The 20,062-nt window shown below is 72.9% G+C and carries 14 protein-coding genes; 3 read left to right on the plus strand and 11 right to left on the minus strand.

Annotated elements, in window-relative coordinates; genetic code table 11:
* Nucleotides 1–3: 3 nt before the first annotated feature.
* From AB8735_RS34310 to AB8735_RS34320, 3 genes are all read left to right on the plus strand, one after another.
* Nucleotides 4–444 carry a phage tail protein gene (locus tag AB8735_RS34310; RefSeq protein WP_372411543.1) on the plus strand — a complete coding sequence of 147 codons (441 nt, stop codon included), beginning with the start codon at nt 4–6 and terminating at the stop codon, nt 442–444.
* Between the two features lie 28 nt (nt 445–472).
* On the plus strand, nt 473–1,768 hold the full coding sequence (locus AB8735_RS34315; RefSeq protein WP_372411544.1) for a phage tail sheath family protein: 1,296 nt from the start codon (nt 473–475) through the stop codon (nt 1,766–1,768).
* Nucleotides 1,769–1,830: 62 nt separating this feature from the next.
* Complete coding sequence (locus AB8735_RS34320; RefSeq protein ID WP_372411545.1) at nt 1,831–2,286, plus strand: hypothetical protein; 456 nt, start codon at nt 1,831–1,833, stop codon at nt 2,284–2,286.
* 1 nt (nt 2,287) lies between these two features.
* Here AB8735_RS34320 and AB8735_RS34325 read toward each other — a convergent pair whose 3' ends face one another.
* The 11 genes from AB8735_RS34325 to AB8735_RS34375 all read right to left on the minus strand — a co-directional run bounded on the left by AB8735_RS34325 (nt 2,288) and on the right by AB8735_RS34375 (nt 18,825).
* Nucleotides 2,288–3,706, minus strand: a complete 1,419-nt coding sequence (locus AB8735_RS34325; protein ID WP_372411546.1) for an ATP-binding protein — start codon at nt 3,704–3,706, stop codon at nt 2,288–2,290.
* A complete protein-coding gene (locus AB8735_RS34330) occupies nt 3,703–4,356 on the minus strand; it encodes a Pvc16 family protein (protein ID WP_372411547.1) in 654 nt (217 codons plus the stop codon). The genes AB8735_RS34325 and AB8735_RS34330 overlap by 4 nt, the downstream gene beginning before the upstream one ends.
* Nucleotides 4,353–8,048 carry a hypothetical protein gene (locus tag AB8735_RS34335; protein WP_372411548.1) on the minus strand — a complete coding sequence of 1,232 codons (3,696 nt, stop codon included), beginning with the start codon at nt 8,046–8,048 and terminating at the stop codon, nt 4,353–4,355. The genes AB8735_RS34330 and AB8735_RS34335 overlap by 4 nt, the downstream gene beginning before the upstream one ends.
* Nucleotides 8,049–8,063: 15 nt before the next feature.
* On the minus strand, nt 8,064–11,216 hold the full coding sequence (locus AB8735_RS34340; RefSeq protein ID WP_372411549.1) for a putative baseplate assembly protein: 3,153 nt from the start codon (nt 11,214–11,216) through the stop codon (nt 8,064–8,066).
* A gap of 24 nt (nt 11,217–11,240) precedes the next feature.
* Complete coding sequence (locus AB8735_RS34345) at nt 11,241–11,744, minus strand: phage tail protein (protein WP_344020596.1); 504 nt, start codon at nt 11,742–11,744, stop codon at nt 11,241–11,243.
* 22 nt (nt 11,745–11,766) lie between these two features.
* Entirely contained in the window at nt 11,767–13,812 is a 2,046-nt protein-coding gene (locus tag AB8735_RS34350; protein ID WP_372411550.1) for a hypothetical protein, read from the minus strand.
* Nucleotides 13,813–13,952: 140 nt separating this feature from the next.
* Nucleotides 13,953–15,332, minus strand: a complete 1,380-nt coding sequence (locus AB8735_RS34355; protein WP_372411551.1) for a hypothetical protein — start codon at nt 15,330–15,332, stop codon at nt 13,953–13,955.
* 127 nt (nt 15,333–15,459) lie between these two features.
* Nucleotides 15,460–15,867, minus strand: a complete 408-nt coding sequence (locus AB8735_RS34360; RefSeq protein WP_344020590.1) for a GPW/gp25 family protein — start codon at nt 15,865–15,867, stop codon at nt 15,460–15,462.
* A gap of 17 nt (nt 15,868–15,884) precedes the next feature.
* Nucleotides 15,885–17,654 (minus strand): VgrG-related protein, encoded by a 1,770-nt coding sequence (locus AB8735_RS34365; protein WP_372411552.1) that lies wholly within the window; start codon nt 17,652–17,654, stop codon nt 15,885–15,887.
* Nucleotides 17,651–18,358 (minus strand): LysM peptidoglycan-binding domain-containing protein, encoded by a 708-nt coding sequence (locus AB8735_RS34370; protein ID WP_372411553.1) that lies wholly within the window; start codon nt 18,356–18,358, stop codon nt 17,651–17,653. The genes AB8735_RS34365 and AB8735_RS34370 overlap by 4 nt, the downstream gene beginning before the upstream one ends.
* Nucleotides 18,359–18,387: 29 nt before the next feature.
* Nucleotides 18,388–18,825 carry a phage tail protein gene (locus AB8735_RS34375; protein ID WP_344020584.1) on the minus strand — a complete coding sequence of 146 codons (438 nt, stop codon included), beginning with the start codon at nt 18,823–18,825 and terminating at the stop codon, nt 18,388–18,390.
* Nucleotides 18,826–20,062 lie beyond the last annotated feature (1,237 nt).

Here is a 20,062-nt window from a genome sequence, read left to right on the forward strand (position 1 = left end):
CCCATGTTGACCGGTGACAGCTTCAGCAGCAGCACCTTCGCCGTCGAACTCGGGAAGTTCCAGGTGGAGACCGTCCAGAGCGTCTCGGGGCTCCAGTTGGAGCAGGACGTGGTCGAGGTCCGACAGGTGTCCCCGACAGGCGAACTCCTCGTACGCAAACAACCCGGGTCCCGTAAGTCGGGCGAGATCACCATCACCCGCGGCATGGACAAGAGCACCGCCTTCACCGACTGGATCAAGGCGACGCTCGTCAACGCCGACCTCGACGCCGCCCGGCAGAACATCACCATCGCCCTCAAGGACGCCAAGAAGCAGACCGTCCGCCGCATCCACCTCAGCAACGCCTGGGCATCGCGCTGGGAAGGGCCGTCGCTGGGCGCCTCGGAGTCCGGACCCGCGACGGAGCAGGTGACCATCACCTACGAGGACATCAGCGTCGAGTAGCCACGCCACCATCACTCAAGGAGCGCAGATGCCCAACCCGAACCCACCCGGGGTCTTCGTCAAGGAACTCCCCAGCGGCGTACGCACGATCACCGGGGCGAGCACCTCGGTCCCGGCGTTTCTCGGCTACACGAAGGTATCCATCAAGGAAGATCCGAACGAGACGCTGAAGCCGTTCACCGAGGCGGACCGCAAGTTACCGCAGAAGATCGGGAGCTGGCGGGAGTTCGCCGCACGCTACGACATGGCGGGGATCGCCGAGGAACTCGCGGAGGCGAGCGACCCGGTCATCATCCGTACGCTGGAGCGCTGCTTCCTCTTGGCCGAGGCGGTCTACGGATTCTTCGCCAACGGCGGACGGACCTGCTATGTGGTGGGCTTCACCAGCCCGAAGGACGCCGTGTCTCCCGAGGACCTCAGGGGGAAGCAGGACGAGCGGACGGGCCTGGCCGGACTGGAGACCGTCCCAGAGGTCACCATGGTGGCTGTGCCCAGCCTGTGGGACATGACCACGGCCGTCTCTACCACGGTGGTCCAGCCCGACCCGGATCAGGGCAAGGTCAGGATGGACGAGGTGCTGACCCACTGCACCGCGCTGCGCAACCGGCTGGCGATCCTCGACCCCCCGCCCGGCCTGAACCCGGGCAAAATGCAGGAGTTCGCCGGAAAATTCGGCTCGTCCGACGACGCCGCCGCCTTCACCACTCTGTACTACCCGTGGGTCACGGTGCCGGGCGTCAACGCCCAGGAGCGCACCGTCCCGCCCTGCGGCCACATCGCGGGAGTCTGGGCGCGCACCGACGCCGAACGCGGCATCTTCAAGGCTCCGGCCAACCAGAACCTGCGCGGCGTCCTCAAACTCGGCACCCTTCTCACGGACGACGAGCACGGGGAGTTGAACGCGAAGGGTGTCAACTGCCTGCGGGCGTTCCCGGACCGGGGCCTGCTCGTCTGGGGTGCCCGCACACGGTCGACCACCCGTGACTGGAAGTACCTCAACGTCCGTCGTCTGGTGTCGTATCTCTCGGATTCGATCCGTCAGTCGTCGACGTGGGCGGTGTTCGAGCCGAACGACGAGCGGTTGTGGGCGACGTTGCGGCACGCGGTGTCGTCGTTCCTCACCGACCAGTGGCGCCAGGGCGCGCTCGCCGGCCGTACACCCGACGAGGCGTTCTACGTGATCTGCGACGACACCAACAACAAGCCCGAGACCATGGACGAGGGCAAGGTCATCTGCGACATCGGTGTGGCGCCTGTACGTCCCGCCGAGTTCGTGCACTTCACCATCACCCAGATCGCCGGACAGTCCGGCCGGACCAGCTGACGGCTCGCCCTCCGGCCCCGCTCCGGCGGGGCCGGAGGGACCGTCCGCCACGAGGACTCCCCATGCCCCGACTGTTACGCGCAGGCGACCTCGTCATCCCCCAGGCGCCGATCCTCTCGACGAAGCCGACTCCTGACCTGCCGGGGACGCTCATCCCGATCCCCACCCCGCTGCCGGGCTCCGCCGGATTCCTGGTGGAACACCAACCCGCGTGCGTACCGGACGACATCGAAGAGCTGAGGATCTACCTCTCGTACTCGACGCCGGCCTATCCCGTCTTCGGCGCGGGTGAGGCACGGCTGCGCCTGACGCCCGCTCACCGCTCCCGCCATGCCCGCACCAATCATGGCACCGAGGTCGTCCTCGACGGCGGCCCGGTCGACCTGGTCTTCACACCCATGCTCCCCGCGTCCAACCCGACCGGCACGCCGCCGAACGACCCGTCCACGGAGTACATGGGCAAGGCCGTGTTCGTCCTGCCCCCGACCCGCGCCGTACTCGCCGGGGCCCAGGGCTGACTCAGCCCGGCGGCAGCACCGACTCGTCGAAGTAGCGCCCCAGCTTGACGTATTCGTCGCGCACGGCGTCCAGCAGATCGCCGGTGCCCACCGGGCGGCCCGTCTCCGCCGCCCGGTAGGCCGCCGTCAGCGCACAGCAGCGAATCGCACCGCCGGGCAGTTCGAACGCGTCCGCCAGCAGCCCCAGATCGAGCTCCGGGGAGCGGGGCAGGGCGGGGCCCAGACAGCGGTCCCACAGCGCCCGGCGCTGCTCCGCGCTGGGCAGGCCGAAGGGGACGACCAGGTCGAGCCGGCGCAGGAACGCGGAGTCGATGTGGTCGTGCACATTGGTTGTCAGGACGGTGAGGCCGTCGTAGGACTCCAGGCGTTGGAGCAGGTACGCGGTCGTGGTGTTGGCGTACCGGTCGTGCGCGTCGACGGGCCGGGACCGCTTGCCGAAGACGCCGTCCGCCTCGTCGAAGAGGAGGGCCGTGCGGGCGGGATCGATCCCGGAGAAGAGGAGTTCGAGGTGCTTCTCGGTCTCGCCGATGTACTTGTCGACGACGGCGGAGAGATCGACGACGCGCAGCTCCAGCCCCAGGTCCGCGGCGACGACTTCGGCGGCGAGCGTCTTGCCCGTCCCCGACGGACCGCTGAACAGGGCGCCGACGCCCCGGCCCCGCCCGCCGCCGGGGCGCATCCGCCAGTCGCCGAGGACGCGTTCGCGGTGCCGGACCCGGCGGACGAGGTCGCGCAGCAGCGCGCGGGAGCGATCGGGCAGGACCAGGTCGTCCCATCCCACGGCGGGGACGATCCGGCGGGCCAGGCGGCGCGAGGGGTCCGGTGGGGGCGGCGGCGCGGCGAGGCCCAGCAGGTGGTCCGTCACATGGTCGGGGACGCGCAGGGAGCGTGTCAGGTAAGGGCGTTCGGCGTTCTCCACCTCCAGCAGGCCGCGGGCGCGGAGCGGTCTGGCGGGGTCCAGGGCCGCGCGCCCGCGCGGGTCGCCGGGGTGCAGCCCGCACAGATGCAGGGCCAGGCCGACGGTGGCCCTGCGGAGGGTGACGTCGTCGTTGAGGTAGCCGTAGCAGCGCTCGTAGGCGGGGTCGAGGTCGGGGGCGAGGGCCACCAGCAGGAGGTCCCTCTCCAGCGGGGAGAGGGAGAGGTCCCGCAACGGCGATGCGGCACCGGCCCGTTCGGCGGCCTCCAGCTCCTCGGCGGCCCGCTGCTCGGTCTCGTCCGGCGGCAGTGGCGCCGGGACGGTGCGCAGCAGGTGCGGCGCCAGGTCGTCGGAGATGTACAGGCCGCGGAACGGGTCGTCCAGCGGCTGCGGATCGCCCTCCGCGCGGGCGGCCACCGCCCGCCGGACCCGGTGGCGGAGGAGGTCGAGCCGGGCGAGGAGGGTGTCGGCGGGGGTGGGCGGACGAACCGGGGTCGTGGTCACGGCAGCGGCTCCCCGTCCGGCTGCGGCGGCCAGTTGTCCCAGACCGGGGGTGGGTCCGCGCGGGGCAGCTCGACGCCGAGGACGAGGGGCAAGCGGACGTGGTCCTTGTAGCGCTCGGGGGCGAAGCTCAGCAGTGGGACGATCACCGTGACGTGGAGGGCGGGGACGAGCCTGTGGCCGACGGCCGACCACAGCTCCTGGACGGCCCGGTCATCCACGGGCGGCGATCCGATCTCCAACCGCGCCACCAGGCCCATCTCCTCCAGTTCCTCGGGCAGTTCGAGCTCGAACTCGCGGTCCGTGGACAGTCCGGTCAGCAGCTCGCCCAGCATCCGGTGGGACGTCATGGGGTCCGGGGCCCAGGCCGTGAGCAGGTAGGACAGCCGGGTGTAGCGGGGCGGGTCGTGGTGGGCCAGCTTTGCCGGCCTGTCGGAGCCGGGGAGCGGGCCATAGCGGTGGACGAGCCCGGTCATCCGCCGGTCGAGATCCTCGCGGATGTCGTGGAGATAGATCCCGACGGTCTCCGTGCCGATGGTTCCGCCGGGTGCCGTGCCACCGGACGGCGGGCGGAACTCGATGGTGTAGGTCTCCGGGTAACGGAGGTCCTCCTGCACGCGCTTGCACAGCGCCCTGTCGACGACGTCGATCACGCGGAGGTTCCCTTCGTGATGCGGACCTGCCGCAGGTCGATGCCGACCTCCGGGGCGGTGCCGACGGGAACGTGCTCGGCCATGTCGGCCACGACGAGGGCCGGGGCGCCCGCGTCCACGACGTACAGCCGCCGGTCCGTCGTCCCCGGCCGCAGGGCGAGGCCCGCGAGCCCCGTACCCGCGTGGACGGTGCGCCGGACGGCGCCGCTCGCGGCGTCGAGCACGCGGAGGTCGCCGCCGCTCTCGTCGGTCACATACACCGACCTGCCGTCGGCGGAGACGAGGAGGCGCCGGGGAGCTGAGGTCCCGGGCAGCTGCCAGGCGCCCGGGAGCACCTGCGGCGCGCCCAGGCCGAGGCCGCGGAGCCGACCCTGCTGCCCGAGGAGCGCGCCGGAGCCGTCGGGCCGGAAGGCGACGGCCCCGGCGTCGGCGGACACCGTGCCGACGAGCTGCGGACGGGCGGGATCGGTGAGGTCGAGGAGGTGGACGCCCTTGTCGTCGGTGCTGACATAGGCGTGGCCGCCGAGCGGGTGCACGCGGACCGACCGGGGGCGGCCGGGCAACGACAGTTTTGCGCGGGGGCGTTCGAGGGGTGCGTCCGGTGGGGCGGACAGCTCCAGTACGTGCAGGACCGCGTCGTCCGCCCCCTCGGCGGTGAGGGCGTAGAGATGGCCGGGGGCGATGGCCAGGCTTCGGACAGGCGGGAGGCCGACCGGGAAGGCATCGGTCACCGTGGGCCTCTCGGGGGCGGTGACCGCGAGAGCCCAGAGCGTGACGGCGCCGCCCAGGGTGCCCGTCGCATAGCCGTGGGTGCCGTGCGGGTGCAGGGCGAGGGCGGTTGGGGTCTGCTGTCCGTCGGACAGGGCAACGGCCTCCCCTAGAGCGGGAGTTGCGGGGTTCTCCAGGCGTACGACGTGGAGTACGGGCTTGCCCTGATCCCCGGTGCCGGGGAGGTAGGCGAACCCGCCGCCCGGATGGATCGCGACATCGCACGGCCCTCCCGGGACGGGGAGTTGTCGTCCGTCGTCGGCGCCGGTCAGCTTGACGGGGCACAGCGCGTCCTGCCCCACGCGGTAGGCGTACGGGGCCGTGGGATGCACCGCGAGGGACAGGGGGACGGCGGGGTCGGCCGTGCCGATGGAGTCGTCGGTCAGTTCGGGGCCCCGGCGGAGGACGGTGACGGTCTTCGCCCCGGCGCAGGCCACATAGGCGCGCAGCCCGTCCGGGGCGCAGGCGACCGCCACGGGGTCCGCGTCGACGGGGAGCGTGGCCGACTTTTGCGCGGTGGCGAGGGAAACCCAGTGCACGGAAGGGGCTTTGGGTGAACGGTCGGCGACGTACGCGTGGCGGCCGTCCGGGGTGCAGATCACCTCCCAGGGGCGGGAGTCGTCGGAAGCCCTGACGGGGATGGGCGTGACGCCGTGGCCCAGCACGCTGATCTCCTTCCGTAGATAGTCCGCGATGTAGAGGGTCTCGTCGTCACGGTCGGCCACGATCACCCAGGGATGGTCGGGGAGTGGTTGCCGGGGTTGCGGCACCGGGGCCGCCTTGAGCCGCGATTCGTCGAGGGTGACGGAGATGAGGCCCGCGTCGGCGGCATCGCGTTTCTCGGTCACCAAGTGGAGGGTGTCTTTCCCGCGGCACGAGACGCTGCGCACCCACGGAGCCTCGACTCCTTCCACCTTGGTCATCGGCTTGTCCGAGCTCTGGGGGACGGCGATTCCGTACACCAGACCCGCGGAGTACCGGGTCGCGTACAGGAACTCGCCGTCCGGTGACAGGGCCAGGGAGGCGGGCACGTGTTCGTTCTGGCCGTGCTCGATGGTGAGCCAGCAGTCGAACTGCACCTGGGAGTTGTCCGTGACGGTGAACTGGGCGACTTTGCCCTTGTCCGCGCTCGACACATACAACTTGGCCGTTTCGCCGGGGCCTTTCCCGGACAGGGCCAGTCCGTGCGGCTGGGTGACCTCGCTGTGTCGGATTCCCGCGCTGAAGTCCCAGCTATTGCCGCTCCGTTGGAGGATGGACACCCTGTCCGGGCGGTTGGTGCCGCTGTCGTAGTTCGTGACGTACAAGTGGTCGCCCTCCGCTGAGAGCGCGATCTCGTGCGGACCGGTGAAGTGGCCGTGGTCCTTGTCGATGGAGCCGTCGTGGGTCCAGCCCGAGCTGTTCCGCCGGAGGACGGCGATCTGCCCCTTGGGGACGTCCGACGTCTGGTCCACGTAGTCCGCGACGTACAGGGTGTCGCCACGGATCGCCAGCCCGACCGGTATGGCGCACTGCACGGTCCCCTGGGGGATGGTGCCCGAACCGCCCCTCAGATCGATCCGGGAGGCGGACCCGGTGCCGGAGTCGGCGGTGACGGCGTACCGGCCGTCCGGGGTGACCGTCACGCCGTGCGGGTGTGCGTCCTTCGCCAGGTCGGTGGCCTTCACCGTCACCGTGGACGTGGCGCCGAAGTCGCTCTTCGGGCGGAGCGTGAGGAGCTGGTCGGTGCCCGGGCTGGTGACACAGGCGAAGTCGGGGCCCATGGCGATGCCCCACGCTGTCGTCCCGGACGGCAGGTCGACGGTGCCCTTGTGGGTGCCCGCCGTGAGATCGGCGACGGCCACGCGGGCGCCCGACTCGTCGGTGGTGCACGCCCACAGCCCGTCGGGGGTCACACCCGTGGCGAAGGGCTGCCTGGTGGTGTCGCCCACGCCGATCCGGCCGTCCATGACCACCGGCCCCATGCGGAGGGTGTGGATCTCCCCGGTCGCCTGGTCAGTGATGTAGGCGAACCGGCCCGCGCTGTCGGTCGCGAGGCCCGAGGGCAGTACGCCGACGGCGATGTCCGTACGCGAGGCGGGCGCGGCCGGGGAGACCGTGCTGAGCACGCCCGTGGTCCGGCCGAGGACATGGGCCCGGGTGCCGTCCGGGGAGAGGAGCACGGCCGACGGGCGCCGGACGACCGGGAGAACGGTGAAGGCCCCCGGCTCTCCGGTCCCGGCGTCGAGCGCGGCCACCCACAGCTCGGCGGATTGCTGGTCGGCGATCCAGAGCCGGCCGTGTCCGACGGCGGCGGTCCAGGGACCGGGCCCGACGGGGTGGGGCGTCGTCGCCGTGGCACCGGCCAGGTTCACCACCACGACGCCGGCCCCGTCGCACAGCGCGTAACCGAACTCCCCGTCCGGGTACACGGCCACCGCGCGGACGGGCGCCGGCAGGGCGACGGAGGCCGCCTTCGGCGCACCCGGTGCGCCGACGTCGACGACGTACAGCCGGCGGGCCGATTGCTCGTCCTTGTCGTGCGCGACGCAGACCCATCGGCTCCCCGGGACGGACGCCAGCGTGAACGGCCCCTTGCCCACGGGCACTTCGCGACGGCCGGTCCCGTCCTCCGCCAGGACGTGCACCGTGTCGCCCGCCCAGGCCGCCACGCAGACCTGCCCGGCGAAGAGCCCGGCCGCCACCGCGCAGGGCGCGCCCGGCAGGGGAACCACAGTGGACCCGCCGCCTGTGACGACGACGGACAGGGTGTAGTCGTCGTAGCAGGCGACGTACGCGTGGGTGCCGTCCGGGCCGAGCGCCAGCGCGCGGGGACCCTTGCCCACCGGTATGTGCGCCGGCGTGACCGGCGTGCCGTCCGCCGCGAACCCGGCCGTCACGAGGCGGTCGCAGGCCCGGTCGAGGGCGAGGAGGTACCCGTCCATGAAGTGCCTTCCTGTTCAGGGGGTTTCGGCGACGACGACGCGGTGCTCGACCGAGTAGACGGTCTGTTCCTCGCCGCAGTCGATGCGCAACGCGGTCCCGACCTCCGCCCCCGAATCCATGTCGGTGCCGTGCAGCACCACGGAATCGACGCGGGCGATGCCCTGCACCCGCTCCAGGACGCGGTACGCCTCGCCGGTGTACACCGGCCGTCCCAGCGGCCAGCCCTTGCCGTCGGGCCCGCCGTCGACCGGGTTGAACCAGCGGTACAGCGCGCGTTCGGCGGCCATGGCCAGGGCGGCGCGTTCCGTCGCGGTCAGATAGTCCTCGGGCACCACCCGGGCCTCGCCGCGGAGGCCCACGTAGCGCGGCGTCTCCAGCCACACCGGGACGCCCGCCGGATGCAGCGCGCGCAGGGAGCGCTGGACCGTGTCGCACGCGTCCTGCGTGGGGATGAGCATCGGGAAGGGGAACCAGCCGCGCTCGTCGGCGGTCACGAACGGGACGACCTTCAGCCGGACCCCGGCCTGGAAGGTACCCCCACTGGTGTCGGTGAAGCCGTCGGCGCCCTTGCCGACGGCGGTGTTGCGGATCGATATGACGCCGTCGGGGCGGTTCCAGGCCGTGTCCGCCGGGATGGCATTGCCCTTCGCACCCGCCGTGCAGCGATAACTTGCCACAGTGACCGGGGAGTTCGCCTCCGGAATCCTGCCGTGCTGGACCGTGCGCCCGGAGCTGTCGCGGACGGCGGGGCCGAAGTGGACCTGCCCGGTGGCGGCGTTCAGCACCACATGCGCGTCGTCCGCGCCGGATGTCTCGAAGGACTCCCGCACGGACCACTCCTCGCCGCCGACCAGGACCGTGGTGGGGAGGGGGGTGCACAGCTGCGGGGTCATGAGGGCGATCACCTGGCCCGGTTCCTCCCTGCCGGTCTCGGCCGAGGCGTCGGTGCGGGTCGCGTACTGCAGGGCGCGCACCGGGCCGGTCGCGCCGTCGTCGATCGCGACCGTGTACGTGGTGGTGTCCGTGGCCTTCGGGTCGCGGATCTGGAGGGCGAGCCAGAAGCCGTCCCCGGAGCCGTAGTTGTCCCCGCGGCGGGCCACGGCGTCGTCCACGCGGGTGACCGGCCGGTCGACCGTGGGCCGCCAGCGGGGGGAGCCGCCCAGCCGGACGGGGTGCCACAACTGGGGGGTGCCGTCGACGGCGGCGGGGGCATCGCACGCGTAGGCCGCCGGGACCTCGGGGTCCCACCACGGGACGCCGGCGCGCGGGAGGAAGACCGAGAGCGCGATCCGGTCCTCCGCCGCGACGGTGCGGTCCGGACGTGCCCAGAGGACGAGTTGGCTCAGCTCGACGTCCGCGGGAAGATGGACGAGTGCCAGGGTGACGCCGGCACCGGTGCGGTACGGGCCGCCGACCGGCCCCTCCGCGAGGTAGTCGCCGGCGGCGAGGACGTCGCGGGCGCCGGTGACGCGGGGATCCGGGAACAACCGGGCCACACCGGCGATCCGGGTGGCGGCCCTCGTGGCCTGTCCCTGGGTGGTGAACACCACGCCACCGTCGCGCGTGGTGACTTCGGTGTCCTGCGGCAGGGACGGCGTGCTCGCGTCGAGGACGAAGTGGAGCGTGGTCTCGGCCGGTTGGGCCGGGGCATAGTTGTGCGCCGGGTCCAGCGTCCCGTCGTCGTCCGTGCGCACATGGTGGATGCGGGCCATCCCGGCCGAGGCGGCCAGCGCCAGCTGCTCGTAGTCGCGCGGCGTGACCGCCCGTTCCGGGAACGGGGAGCCCAGGGGCAGCCGTTGGGCGTACTCGGCGGGCGTCTCGGCGTCCGTGCCGCCGGTGGCGGGGGCGGGGTTGGTCACGGCGGACACGTACGGCAGCGGGGTGCGCAGCACGGTGACGGTGCGGGCGGGGACGTTGCCCCCGGCCCCTCCGCCGGTCAGATAGTGCCGGGCCCGGACCGTCGCCCCCGTCGGCAGGGGCGCGCCGTGCCGACGGGCGCCCTTGCCCGTCCCGACGACCGGGGCGAACACGGCCTCGCCGGTGCGGGTGTCCAGGGTGAAGTGCCGGTCGTCGGGCCCCGATCCGGCGAGCGAGGGCACATACGTCCAGCGGAACGTCCGTCCCGCGTCGGTGGCCTCGACCGCGAGGGTGTCGGTGGCCCGCAGCATCGGCGGGTGCGCGAAGCGCAGCCGTTCACCGGGAGTCCCGGTCGCGGTGCCCAGCTCCTCGCCCGGGACGACGTGGGCCTGCACCACCGGAACGGTCACCGACAGGGCGGGATCCAGGGCGAGTTCACGGACACCCGTCCCCGGTGGCGCGAGCCGGACGAGGCCGACGTCGCGCAGCTGCCGGACCGCCTCGCCGTCCTCCGGCGGGTCGAGGAGCAGCCGGGCGGGGGCGTGTGTGACGGGTACGTCGAGCGTGACCCGGGTCCGCCCGTCCTGGCCGACGGTCCGGCCGGCCGTCCGGCACACGGCCCAGTGCGTGCCCTGCCACGCCTCCCAGACGCCGTCGGCGTCCGGCGTGATGTCGAAGGCGATGCGGGTGCCGGGGACGGCGACCGAGAGCACGGCCAGTACGTACTCGGCGGGGGCGGCCGGCGGCCGGTCGTCGACCGGCGTCACGTCCTCGTAGGAGGGGAGGTTGAGGTGGAAGGGCGCTCCGGCGAACGCGCCACCGCTCTTCGCCTTCCCGGCGAACGCCACGAGTGTCCCCTCCACCACGCCGCCCCCCGCGCCCCGCTGTGTGAACCGGCCCGCCGCGACCAGCACGCACGGATTGACGACGGCCTCGGCCACGGTGCTGAAGACCACCGGGTCGCCCGCTCCGGGCGGAGGGTTGGTGGACACCTCCAGCCCCACGGGGATGTGCACGGGTTCGGGCGCGGGCGCCGCGAGTTGGAACAGCACGTCGGTGCGGGCGGGCGCCGCCGGGTAGGGCCGCGGCCCCAACAGGCCCAGCAGCTCCAGCCGGTGGCGGTCGGGGGCACGGTTGACCCGGTCCCGCAGCGCCTCGGCCATGTCGGCGCACGACTCGATCAGGGCCCGGCCCGGGTCGGCGGGGTTCCGGCCCGTCCAGGCGGGGAGTTCGGCGCGCACCGCGCGGACCGCGTCGCCGACGATGTCCGCGCGGCCGCGTCCGTCGTGGGCGGGGATCGGCAGTGTCATGGTGAAGGGCTCCCTGGGGACGGATCAGCCGGTGACCACGGTCTTGAAGGGCAGGTGCGCGGGGCAGTGGGCGGCCACCAGCCGGGTCAGCCGGCGTTCCGCGGCCGGCCGGTCCTCGTCGCCGCGCAGGGTGAGCGTCACGGTCAGCATCCGGCCCGCGGGCGGGCGCCGGTCACCCGTGAAGACGCCCCCGAGGTCCTGGACGTCGAGGGTCCAGCCGTAGATCTCCAGGGCTTCGCGCAGCAGCGCGCGCTTGGTGCCGCGGTGCGCGGCCAGCCACGGTGCGAGGGCGACGGCCGTCCTCCGCTGGAGCTCGGTCCAGTCGGGCTCGACGCGGGCACCGGTGATGTGCGCCAGCCAGTCCAGGAACGGGGTAGGGGCCGTCCACGGGCCGAGGACCTCGGCGAGCCGGTCCAGGCAGTCCTCCGAGGGCGCGAGGGCGGCGCCGATGCCGGCGGCGAAGGCGTGGGCGACGCGGTCGCCGGCGTACACGGCGGGCAGTGTCGGCGGCCGGGGGGAATCGGTCATGACACCTTCTCCTTCCGGGAGTTCAGTCCGTCACATCGATCGCGCAGGTGGTCAGCAGCACCAGCCCGTTGTCGGGAACGTCGACGACCTGTCCGCCCCGGCCGCTGTGCACCGACGCGTCCAGGACCGTCCGGACCTCCGGCACCGCCTCCAGGGCCGCGAGGACGTCACTGGCGTGGACGCGACGGCCCCAGGGCCAGCCGGTGCCGCCCGGACCGCCGGAGACGGGGTGGAAGTACCGGTACAGCGCGTGCCGGGCCGCCGCCTTCGCGGTGCTCTGCGATGTGGAGGCCCAGGCGCGGATCCTGGCGTGTGCCTCGAAGGGGCGGTAATCGGGAGGGGCCACCTGGAGGCGGTCGCCCAGCAGCCGGGCGCCGTCCAGCAGCCCGCCGACCTCCTCCAGCATGGCGTCGGTCACCGCCAGGTCGGCCTCGTGCAACGGCTCCGCCGGGTCGGCGGGCAGATGGGGGACGAGCAGGACGCGGAGCGCCGCGTCCTCGGGGAGCCACAGGGTGGACTCGGTCCGGGGCCCCTTGAAGAAGTGGAAGACCCCGTGCAGGGTCACGACCGCGTCGGGGCTCCGCGCGCAGTGCGGGGACAGATGGGGGAAGGACTCGGCGATCAGGGACCGCACCCCGCGCCCGCCGGAGGGCTGCAGCTTGCTGCCCTGATAGGTGAACCGCCGGTGGTAGAAGCTGTCGTCGCGGAAGAGGAACACCTCGTAGTCGGCGCCGCCGTAGGCGAGGGCGGCGACGGCGTCGACGCCCTCGTGGAACGGGGCGGGCACGCCCTGCAGGTGGTCCGCGATCGGCTGCGGACCGGCGTCGCCGGTCCAGCCGCAATGCCCGCCGGAGAACCACAACCTCGGTCCGTCTCCCGACAGTTGGAGTACGGCGTCGAGACGCGTCCTGGCGAACTCCGGTGGCTCGTCCTGGCCGTTGGGAGGCGCGATCGGGCTCAGCGGCACCCGCTGGAACGCCACGTCGCCGTACGCGTCCAGGTAGTAGTGCACAGCCCAGCCGGGCTCGCGCACGGCGACGGCACAGGCTGTGACGGTGTCCGGCCGTTCGGGCGGGCACAGCGCCTCCGGCACCCGGGGGTCCTCCGGCCGCACGCTGTCCAGCACCAGGACGCGGGCGACGGTGAACGCCCGCTCGGCGAGGACCCGTTCGTGGTCGGCGGCGGTCACCGCCCGCCGCGGCGGCGCCAGTCCGAGCGCCGCCCGCTCCAGCGCCTGCCGCCAGTCCTCCGCGTCCCGGCCGGGCGCGACCACCTCCTCGACCACGGCCGGCGGGGCGTCCCCGACGAGTTCCGTACCGGGGGAGACGGCGTCCCCCGCGCCCCGGAAGGCCGCGTAGCCGACGCGTACGGCCGCCCCGGACGGCGGGAGCGCCCCCAACCGCCGCTCCCCGCCGGCGAAGGGGACGAGCGGGCCGAACACCACGTCCCCCACGGCGTCGTCCCACCAGTAGCAGGGCGTCTCCGGGCCGGCCCCGGCGAACGACGCGACCGGCGGCCACTCCTGTCCGTCCACCGTCACCTCGGTGACCGGGGAGAGAACGGGCGCGGCCGCGGCCGGACTCCAGGGCCGGCGGGACGGGGCGAACCGCTGCCCCGGGGTACCGTCGGACTTCCCCAGCTCCTCGGTGACCGTCTCCGGCCGCTCGACGGCCACGACCGTCGCGCGACCGGACGCGGGCACCCGGACCGGAGCCGTCGTACGGAGCACGAACGGACGCTCCCGGGGAACGGTCAGCTCGGTCCCCGCGGGGACGAGCCGCGCGGCGCCCGACCCGGCGAACCGGACGACGACCCGGCACGGCACCGCCGCCATCGGCGTGACGCCCATCAGCGCCAGCAGCCGGGACCGCTGCTCCGGCGTCATCCGGTTCGCCCGGTAGACCAGCGCGTCCACCCGCCCGGCGCAGAGCTCCAGCAGTGTGACGCCGGGGTCGGAGACGTTGTGGTCGGTCCAGGACGGCGACCGGGACGGCAGCGCGTGCTTGGCCGCGTCCACCAGTGGCTGGAAGCGGAGGTCGTCGAGATCGGGAACCGGGAGCTCCTGCATACGGGCCGTCACCCCTCCCGGGGCAGTGTGGAGAACGCGAGGACGAGGGGGCGCGGTTCCTCGGTGATTCGTCGTCGGAGGACGCGCTCGCGGAAGACCGTTCCGGCGGAGGAGTCCGCCGCCCGTGCCGTGAAGGGGGATTACGCCATGTCGTCCTCCAGCTTGTCGCGCACCTGGAGGACCGCGGTGGTGGGCGGTTCGTTGTCGCCCCAGCCGATCTTCAGGAGGACGTCCTCCTCCGCCTTGCCCGCCAGTACGGCGGGGAAGACGACCTGGCCGGTCCAGTCCGTCTCGCGGACGCATTCACGGCTGCCGTCGAGGAACGTCGCTTCCTCGGAGAGGATCCGGCAGGTGAGCGGGATTCCCGGGGTCGGGCAGGCGTCGGCCACGAATTCGGCGACGAGGGGGACTTCGGCCACGGCACCCGGGGTGATCTTCTTGACCGGCTGGATCAGCAACTGCGTCTTGCCGAAGGAGGAGTTGCCCAAAGCCGAGAACGGGTACCGGCCGAACTTCTTACCCGTGGGGTTGGTGTACCAGATGACCTTTTCGGACGTGTCGAGACAGATTCCGGATGCCTCGCTGCCCTGGGGCAGATCTTCGGAGGGGAGGGCGCGGGAGACGTCCCTGGGGAAGCAGTAGATCTTGTCGGTTCCGGCCACCCAGATATTGCCGTCGGGGCCGAAGGCCAGCTGACGTGGTTCACCGGTGATGGACGGACTCACCCTCCATGTCCGCTCGTTGATGTTGTACCGGAGGATCCGGTTCGGGTTCCGCGCGCTGATCCAGAGGTAGGGTGTCTTGTCGTCCTTCTTCTCCCCGAGGCCCGCGATGACATGGATGGGTACCTGGTCGGGGTGGCCCGGGAGCCTGATCTCCTCCCAAGCCGGATGCTCATCGGCGGTCGAGTACCGGTACAGGGCGTTGGTCGTCCTTGTCAGCGGCTTGATGTCTCGTTTCTGCCCGGTGGCCCAGCAGGTGTACTTGGTCTCGGTCGGATCGGTGGTGACCGCGACCGACCAGAGCCAGGTGTCCGCGTCGGCGACCGGGCGGTGCTCCGCGCCGGTCTGCCCGACCTCGACATAGCCCACATCCGTGTGCACGGGCTCGGCGAACACGATGTAGTACTTGTACGGGAGTGACGGGTCGAGGCTGCTGGACTTGACCTTCACGGTGGTGATGGTCTGTGCCCTGGCGTCGTTGTCGAGGCGGTGCTTCCTGACGATCTGGCCCTCGGCGACATCGAACTCGTAGATGGGGTCGTACTCCTGCTCGTGAGCCGGCGAGGCGAACCACACGATCTTCCGGTCGTCCGAGCACTTCGGATCGCGGAGGATCCCGGCGGTGAGCGTCGGAATGGAATCGGTGTACACGGTGTTTGCGCGCGGATTTTTCCTGTCGATCTGTACGAGAGCATTGTTGCTGGTCGTCACCCACAGGTAATTGTCCGGGCCGACCGTGATGGAGTGGGGTGCGAGGGGGGCCGTGGGCTTGCCGACGGGGTATTCCTCGATGGTCATGTGCGATCCTCCGGGTCCGATCCGATGATGGTGCGCGGATGTCCGGCGAGAATCCGCCGGTTGCTCATGGGGTGAAGGAATTCGACCGGCCGGCCTTCGACCGGCGCTCCGGCGAAGGACACGGCCGTCACCCCTCCCGGGGCAGGGTGTAGAAGGGGAAGACGAGGTTGCGCGGTTCGTTGGTGGTCCGCAGCCGGTAGCGGACGTCGACGTAGAGCACGCCCTCGTCCGTGGAGTCCATGCTGAACAGCAGCTCGTCGAGCTCGATCCGCGGCTCCCAGCGCTCCAGCGCCCGGCGCACCTCCAGCTCGGCCCGCGCCACCGTCGCGGCGTCGAGCGGGGCGAAGACGAGCCCGTGGATGCCGCAGCCGAACTCCGGCCGCATCGGCCGCTCGCCCGGCGCGGTGCCGAGCACGAGACCGATGGCCTGCGCCACGTCGTCGCCGCCGGTGGCCAGCGCCACCTCGCCGGAGGGGGTCAGGGCGCCGGGGAAGGCCCAGCCCGCGCCGATGACATCGCTCCCGATGCGTTCCATGTCTCCTTCACCTGCCTTCAGTTGATGTCGACGGGGGTGCCGGTGATTCTCGTCTTTCCGCCCTTGAGGGTGAGTTGGGCGGTGCCCTCGACGGTCACGGTCTTCCCCGCGATCCGGAGATCGTCCTCGGCCTCTATCCGTACGGTGCCCGCCGTGACGACCACCGTGCCCGTCTTCCCGGCATCGACGGTGACGGTCCCCGTGCGCGCGTCGATCCGGAGGCGCAACTCCCCGGCCTCCAGGGAGATCGCGGTCTCCTTGCGGTCCAGGTGCGCCGTCAGCTTCCCGTCGCCGGACTTCAGCCGTACGCCCTGGGGGCCCTCGGACGCGCTCAGCAACTCCAGTCGGTCGCCCGCCCGGGAAGTGACGGACCGTCGGTTCAGCCGCCCGGTCCCCGCGTCGACCAGCGGCAGACCGTGATCCGTCGGGGCATCGACCCCGTTGTAGAGCCCGCCCAGGACGTACGGGCGGTCCAGCCGGCCGTGCTCGAAGCCGACGAGCACCTCGTCCCCCGTCTCCGGAGCGACGACGCCCCCGCCGCCCGCACCGCCCCACTGCACCGTGCGCACCCAGTCGGTGACGTACTCCTGCGACAACCACGGCAGTTTGAGCCGCACGGCACCGCGCTGCCCCTGCCCCGGCTCGCGGACGTCCGTCACGATCCCCACCGCGACCCCCGTCCCGCACAGCGGCGGCGGGGGCGGCACGACCGGCGGCGGCAGCGCCCCGACCCGGACCCGGGTCAGAAAGCCGTGCTCGCCGTCGAACGTGTGCAGACAGGCCGTCGCCGTGTACTGCCCGGCGAACGGCGCGCCGGTGCCGCTCACCGTGAACGGCACACCCGCGCGCAGCTCCGGCGTGCCCGCGACCGTGGCCTCCAGGTCCGCCATCGCGGCGGCCGTCTCGTCCGCCAACGCCTTTGCTGCGGCGTCCACTTGGGACGCGGTGGTGTACGGGCGGCCCGCTACCAGCAGCCCCGGGCGGTCGCCGAAGGGCCTGCCCAGCTCCCCGGGCGTCGTCCCCAGCCGAAGCCGCTCCGTGGCGGCGGCCGAAGTCCGGGCGGTCACAGGCGACTTGGCCGCCTCGTCCCAGCCTCGCACCTCGACCTCGCCGACCTGCCCGGCGGAGGAGACACCCGTCCGCAGGGACAGCAGGTTCACCCCGTACTGGAGGACGTACGGGCTGCGGTCGGCGCCGGTCGCCGGCGGGGGAGCCTGGGCGGCGGGGGCGAGCCGGCGCAGCTCCACCGTCCGTCCCTCGACGGCGAGATGGAGACCCTGCTGGTCGGCGAGGTGGGTGAGCAGCTCCCAGTCCGTGAGGTTGGGCTGGGACAGATGGCCGATGCGTCCGCCCGCCGCCTCGACGCGGCCGGCCCGCAGACCGTGCCGGGACGCGGCCTGGGCGACGACCTCCGCGACGGTCGTCTCGACGTACGCCGCCACCCGGCGGCCGCGCGTCAGCCGGTGGCCCCGGTCGGCCGCCCGGACGGTGGTGAACGCGCCGTCCGGGCCGACCTCCTTCTCCAGCCCGGTGACCTCGCCGTCGAAGAGCGGCGTACGGGCCCGCTGCCGGGCGGCGGTCACCGACACCGTCACCGCCGTGCCGACCGCGACGCGCACTCCGGACAGCAACTGGTGCTCGGGGTCGCGGAACCGCAGCCACACCGTGGCCGGCAGCCCCGTCGCCGTCGCCACAAGCGCCGCCGCCAGGCGCTCGCTCCACTGCTCCGGCAGCGCGACGCCGTCGAAGGCGACCACCGGCTCGGCCGCATATGCCCGTTCCGTCACCGGCCGTCCTCCAGTACGGGCAGCAGCAGTTCGCTGCCGGGGCGTATGCGCTCCGGGTCGTCGATCCCGTTGGCGCGGGCGATCGCCCGCCAGGACGCGGCGTCCCCGTACGTGCGCCACGCGATCCCCGGCAGCGTGTCACCGGCCACCACGACGTGCGTGCCCACCGGGCCGTCCGCGCCCGAGGTCGGATTCTGCCGAGGCGTCGAGCCGCCCACCTCTTCGAGCGTCAGCGAGCACTCCGCGCGCACGGGCGTCCCGTCGGTCCCGAACCGCGTGTAGACGGCGTTCACTTGGGTGACGACGGCGAGGAACGCGGTCGTGCGGGCCTTGCCCCACTCCAGGCGCACCCACGGTGCGGAGGCCGGCTTCGCGGCGGCGCTCTGCGCCGTCGGCGCGCAGCACCCCAGCAGCGTCTCCACCTCGCCCTGTACACCGGAGCCGCCGCCGGGCGCGTCCAGGAACACGTCCAGCGACATCGTGCGCGGCTCGGCGCCGATGAACTGCGGTCTGGCGGCCGCCTCGTTGGACGGGGCCCGGCTGCGGTCCCAGCGGGCCTGCTTGCCGACGGATATGCGGTCGGGGTTGAAGTGCAGCTTGACCCGGGCGCGTTCGGGTCCCGGTGTGCTGCCGGTACCGGCCGGCGGGTCGTAGATCACCAGGGAGGCGCGGACGGGGGTGCCTCCCACGGGCAGAACGGCCATCGGCAGCGGTCCTTTCGTGTCGCGGACGGTCAGATCGTGACCCCGAGGAACCCGTCATGGGCGATCTCCAGCGTTTCCCGGGCCGGGAGGGACTGGTCCGTGTCGAAGGACGGACCGCTCCACCGGACCGGCAGGACACCGTCCAGCAGCCATCGGACGATCGGCTTGCGGTCCGGTCCGAGGGCGACCAACTGCCCCGGCATCCGCACCGGTTTGTCGATCTGCTGCTGGATCCACGCCCACACGAGCACGGTGTCCTTCGTCAGCGGTCTGCCGAGCGTGACGTTGGAGTACCGGAGCCGGGTCGGCAGATGCCACACCCGCCCGTTCATCCCGCCCTCCGTCCGCTCCTCGACATCCATGGAACAGCCCAGCCCCTCGCACGAGGTGAACGTACCGAGCTCACTGGTCCCGATCGTCAACTGGAACAACGAGCTGACGGCGAAGTGCTGGGCCTGATCCGGCATGACGGCTCCGTCCGGGGGTGGTGACGTCAACGAGGGGCGTGGCCGGGAGAGGGGTGGTGCGGCATCGGCCAGTCGATCCGCTCCGGAAGCCCGAGCGCGGGGAGCACGGCACGGGCGATCACATCGGCGTGGGCCTCGGCGATCCTGCGGGCGAGGAGGGCGGGGTCGGGCGGTGGGGGCGGGGACGCCCCGGGACGGGAGGGAGCGGGGGACGGAGGAGGGGGAGCGGGCGGTTGCGCCCGGGGCGGGGGCGGGGGCGTGCCGGGCCGGGGGCCTTCGTGCCCATGGGAAGGGGGTTGGTGGGGCGGTAGGGAGAGCGGCACGGCGGTCGGCGGCGCTTGGGTCAGAGGACGGCCGAGGGGAGGCCGGGGTGGTGGGAGAGCGTCCGACGGCCGGGTGGGCGGGGGACCGTCCTGGAGCGGCCCGTTCTGCGGGAGGACGGGCGACCTGGGGGAGGAGATGGGGAGAGAGGGGTTCCCATGGTCCCCGCGCACCACCCGGGCCCGGGGCGGCCGGGCGGGCGCGGGAGCGTGGGGAGGGGGCGGTGTCTGGACCGGTCGCCAGGGTGTGGCATGGGGGGCATGGGGTGCGGGCTCTGGTGTGCGGGCCGGGGCCGGTGTCTCCGGGAGGGGCACGGCGCCGGGGGCGTGCCGGTGCACGGGTGCCGGCGCGGGGAAGACGGGCGGGCGGTGGGGTGAGGGGAACGACGGCCGGGGGGTGGCGGCGGTGTACGGGTGCTGAGCCGGTGAGGGGGCGGGGGCGGACGGGGTGAGGGGAGGTGCGGGCGTGACGGAGGGAGCGGTGACGGGCCCGGGGGCCGGGGCGGGGGTCCCGGGGAGAGCCGGGACCGGTGGTGGGGCGGGTCGGTGGACGTCCTGCGGGGGTGTTGCCCGGGGGAACGCCGGACGGAGGGCCGGAGCGGACACGTCGGGGAGCGCAACTGTGCTTTCAGAAGCGGGCGTTGGTACGTCGGGCGGCGGGACGGTCGGCCCGGGCGGCGGCGCGGAGGGGGCCGGAGGGACAACGGAAGCGCGGGGAAGCGGCGCCGGCGTTTCCGGAGAGACGTCGCGCGGATGGTACGTCCGAGCCGGGGGCTTGATCGGCTGCGAGGGCTGGGGAGTCACGTGGGCGGGCGGAGAGACGGGAGGGCCTCCGGTGAGGCGCGGTACCGGGGATCCGTGGTCAACCGGTGCGGGGGCGGGCGCGAAGACGCTCGACGCGGGCCTGGAGGGGCCGG

Source organism: Streptomyces luteireticuli (assembly GCF_041519305.1).
GTDB classification, from domain to species: domain Bacteria; phylum Actinomycetota; class Actinomycetes; order Streptomycetales; family Streptomycetaceae; genus Streptomyces; species Streptomyces luteireticuli.

Coding starts and splice junctions, on each gene's coding strand:
- AB8735_RS34335 (WP_372411548.1), bottom strand. CDS start 8,048: ATGGACGGGTACCTCCTCGCCCTCGACCGGGCCTGCGACCGCCTCGTG.
- AB8735_RS34315 (WP_372411544.1), top strand. CDS start 473: ATGCCCAACCCGAACCCACCCGGGGTCTTCGTCAAGGAACTCCCCAGC.
- AB8735_RS34320 (WP_372411545.1), top strand. CDS start 1,831: ATGCCCCGACTGTTACGCGCAGGCGACCTCGTCATCCCCCAGGCGCCG.
- AB8735_RS34345 (WP_344020596.1), bottom strand. CDS start 11,744: ATGACCGATTCCCCCCGGCCGCCGACACTGCCCGCCGTGTACGCCGGC.
- AB8735_RS34310 (WP_372411543.1), top strand. CDS start 4: ATGTTGACCGGTGACAGCTTCAGCAGCAGCACCTTCGCCGTCGAACTC.
- AB8735_RS34375 (WP_344020584.1), bottom strand. CDS start 18,825: ATGCCGGATCAGGCCCAGCACTTCGCCGTCAGCTCGTTGTTCCAGTTG.
- AB8735_RS34355 (WP_372411551.1), bottom strand. CDS start 15,332: ATGACCATCGAGGAATACCCCGTCGGCAAGCCCACGGCCCCCCTCGCA.
- AB8735_RS34350 (WP_372411550.1), bottom strand. CDS start 13,812: ATGCAGGAGCTCCCGGTTCCCGATCTCGACGACCTCCGCTTCCAGCCA.
- AB8735_RS34370 (WP_372411553.1), bottom strand. CDS start 18,358: ATGGCCGTTCTGCCCGTGGGAGGCACCCCCGTCCGCGCCTCCCTGGTG.
- AB8735_RS34360 (WP_344020590.1), bottom strand. CDS start 15,867: ATGGAACGCATCGGGAGCGATGTCATCGGCGCGGGCTGGGCCTTCCCC.
- AB8735_RS34340 (WP_372411549.1), bottom strand. CDS start 11,216: ATGACACTGCCGATCCCCGCCCACGACGGACGCGGCCGCGCGGACATC.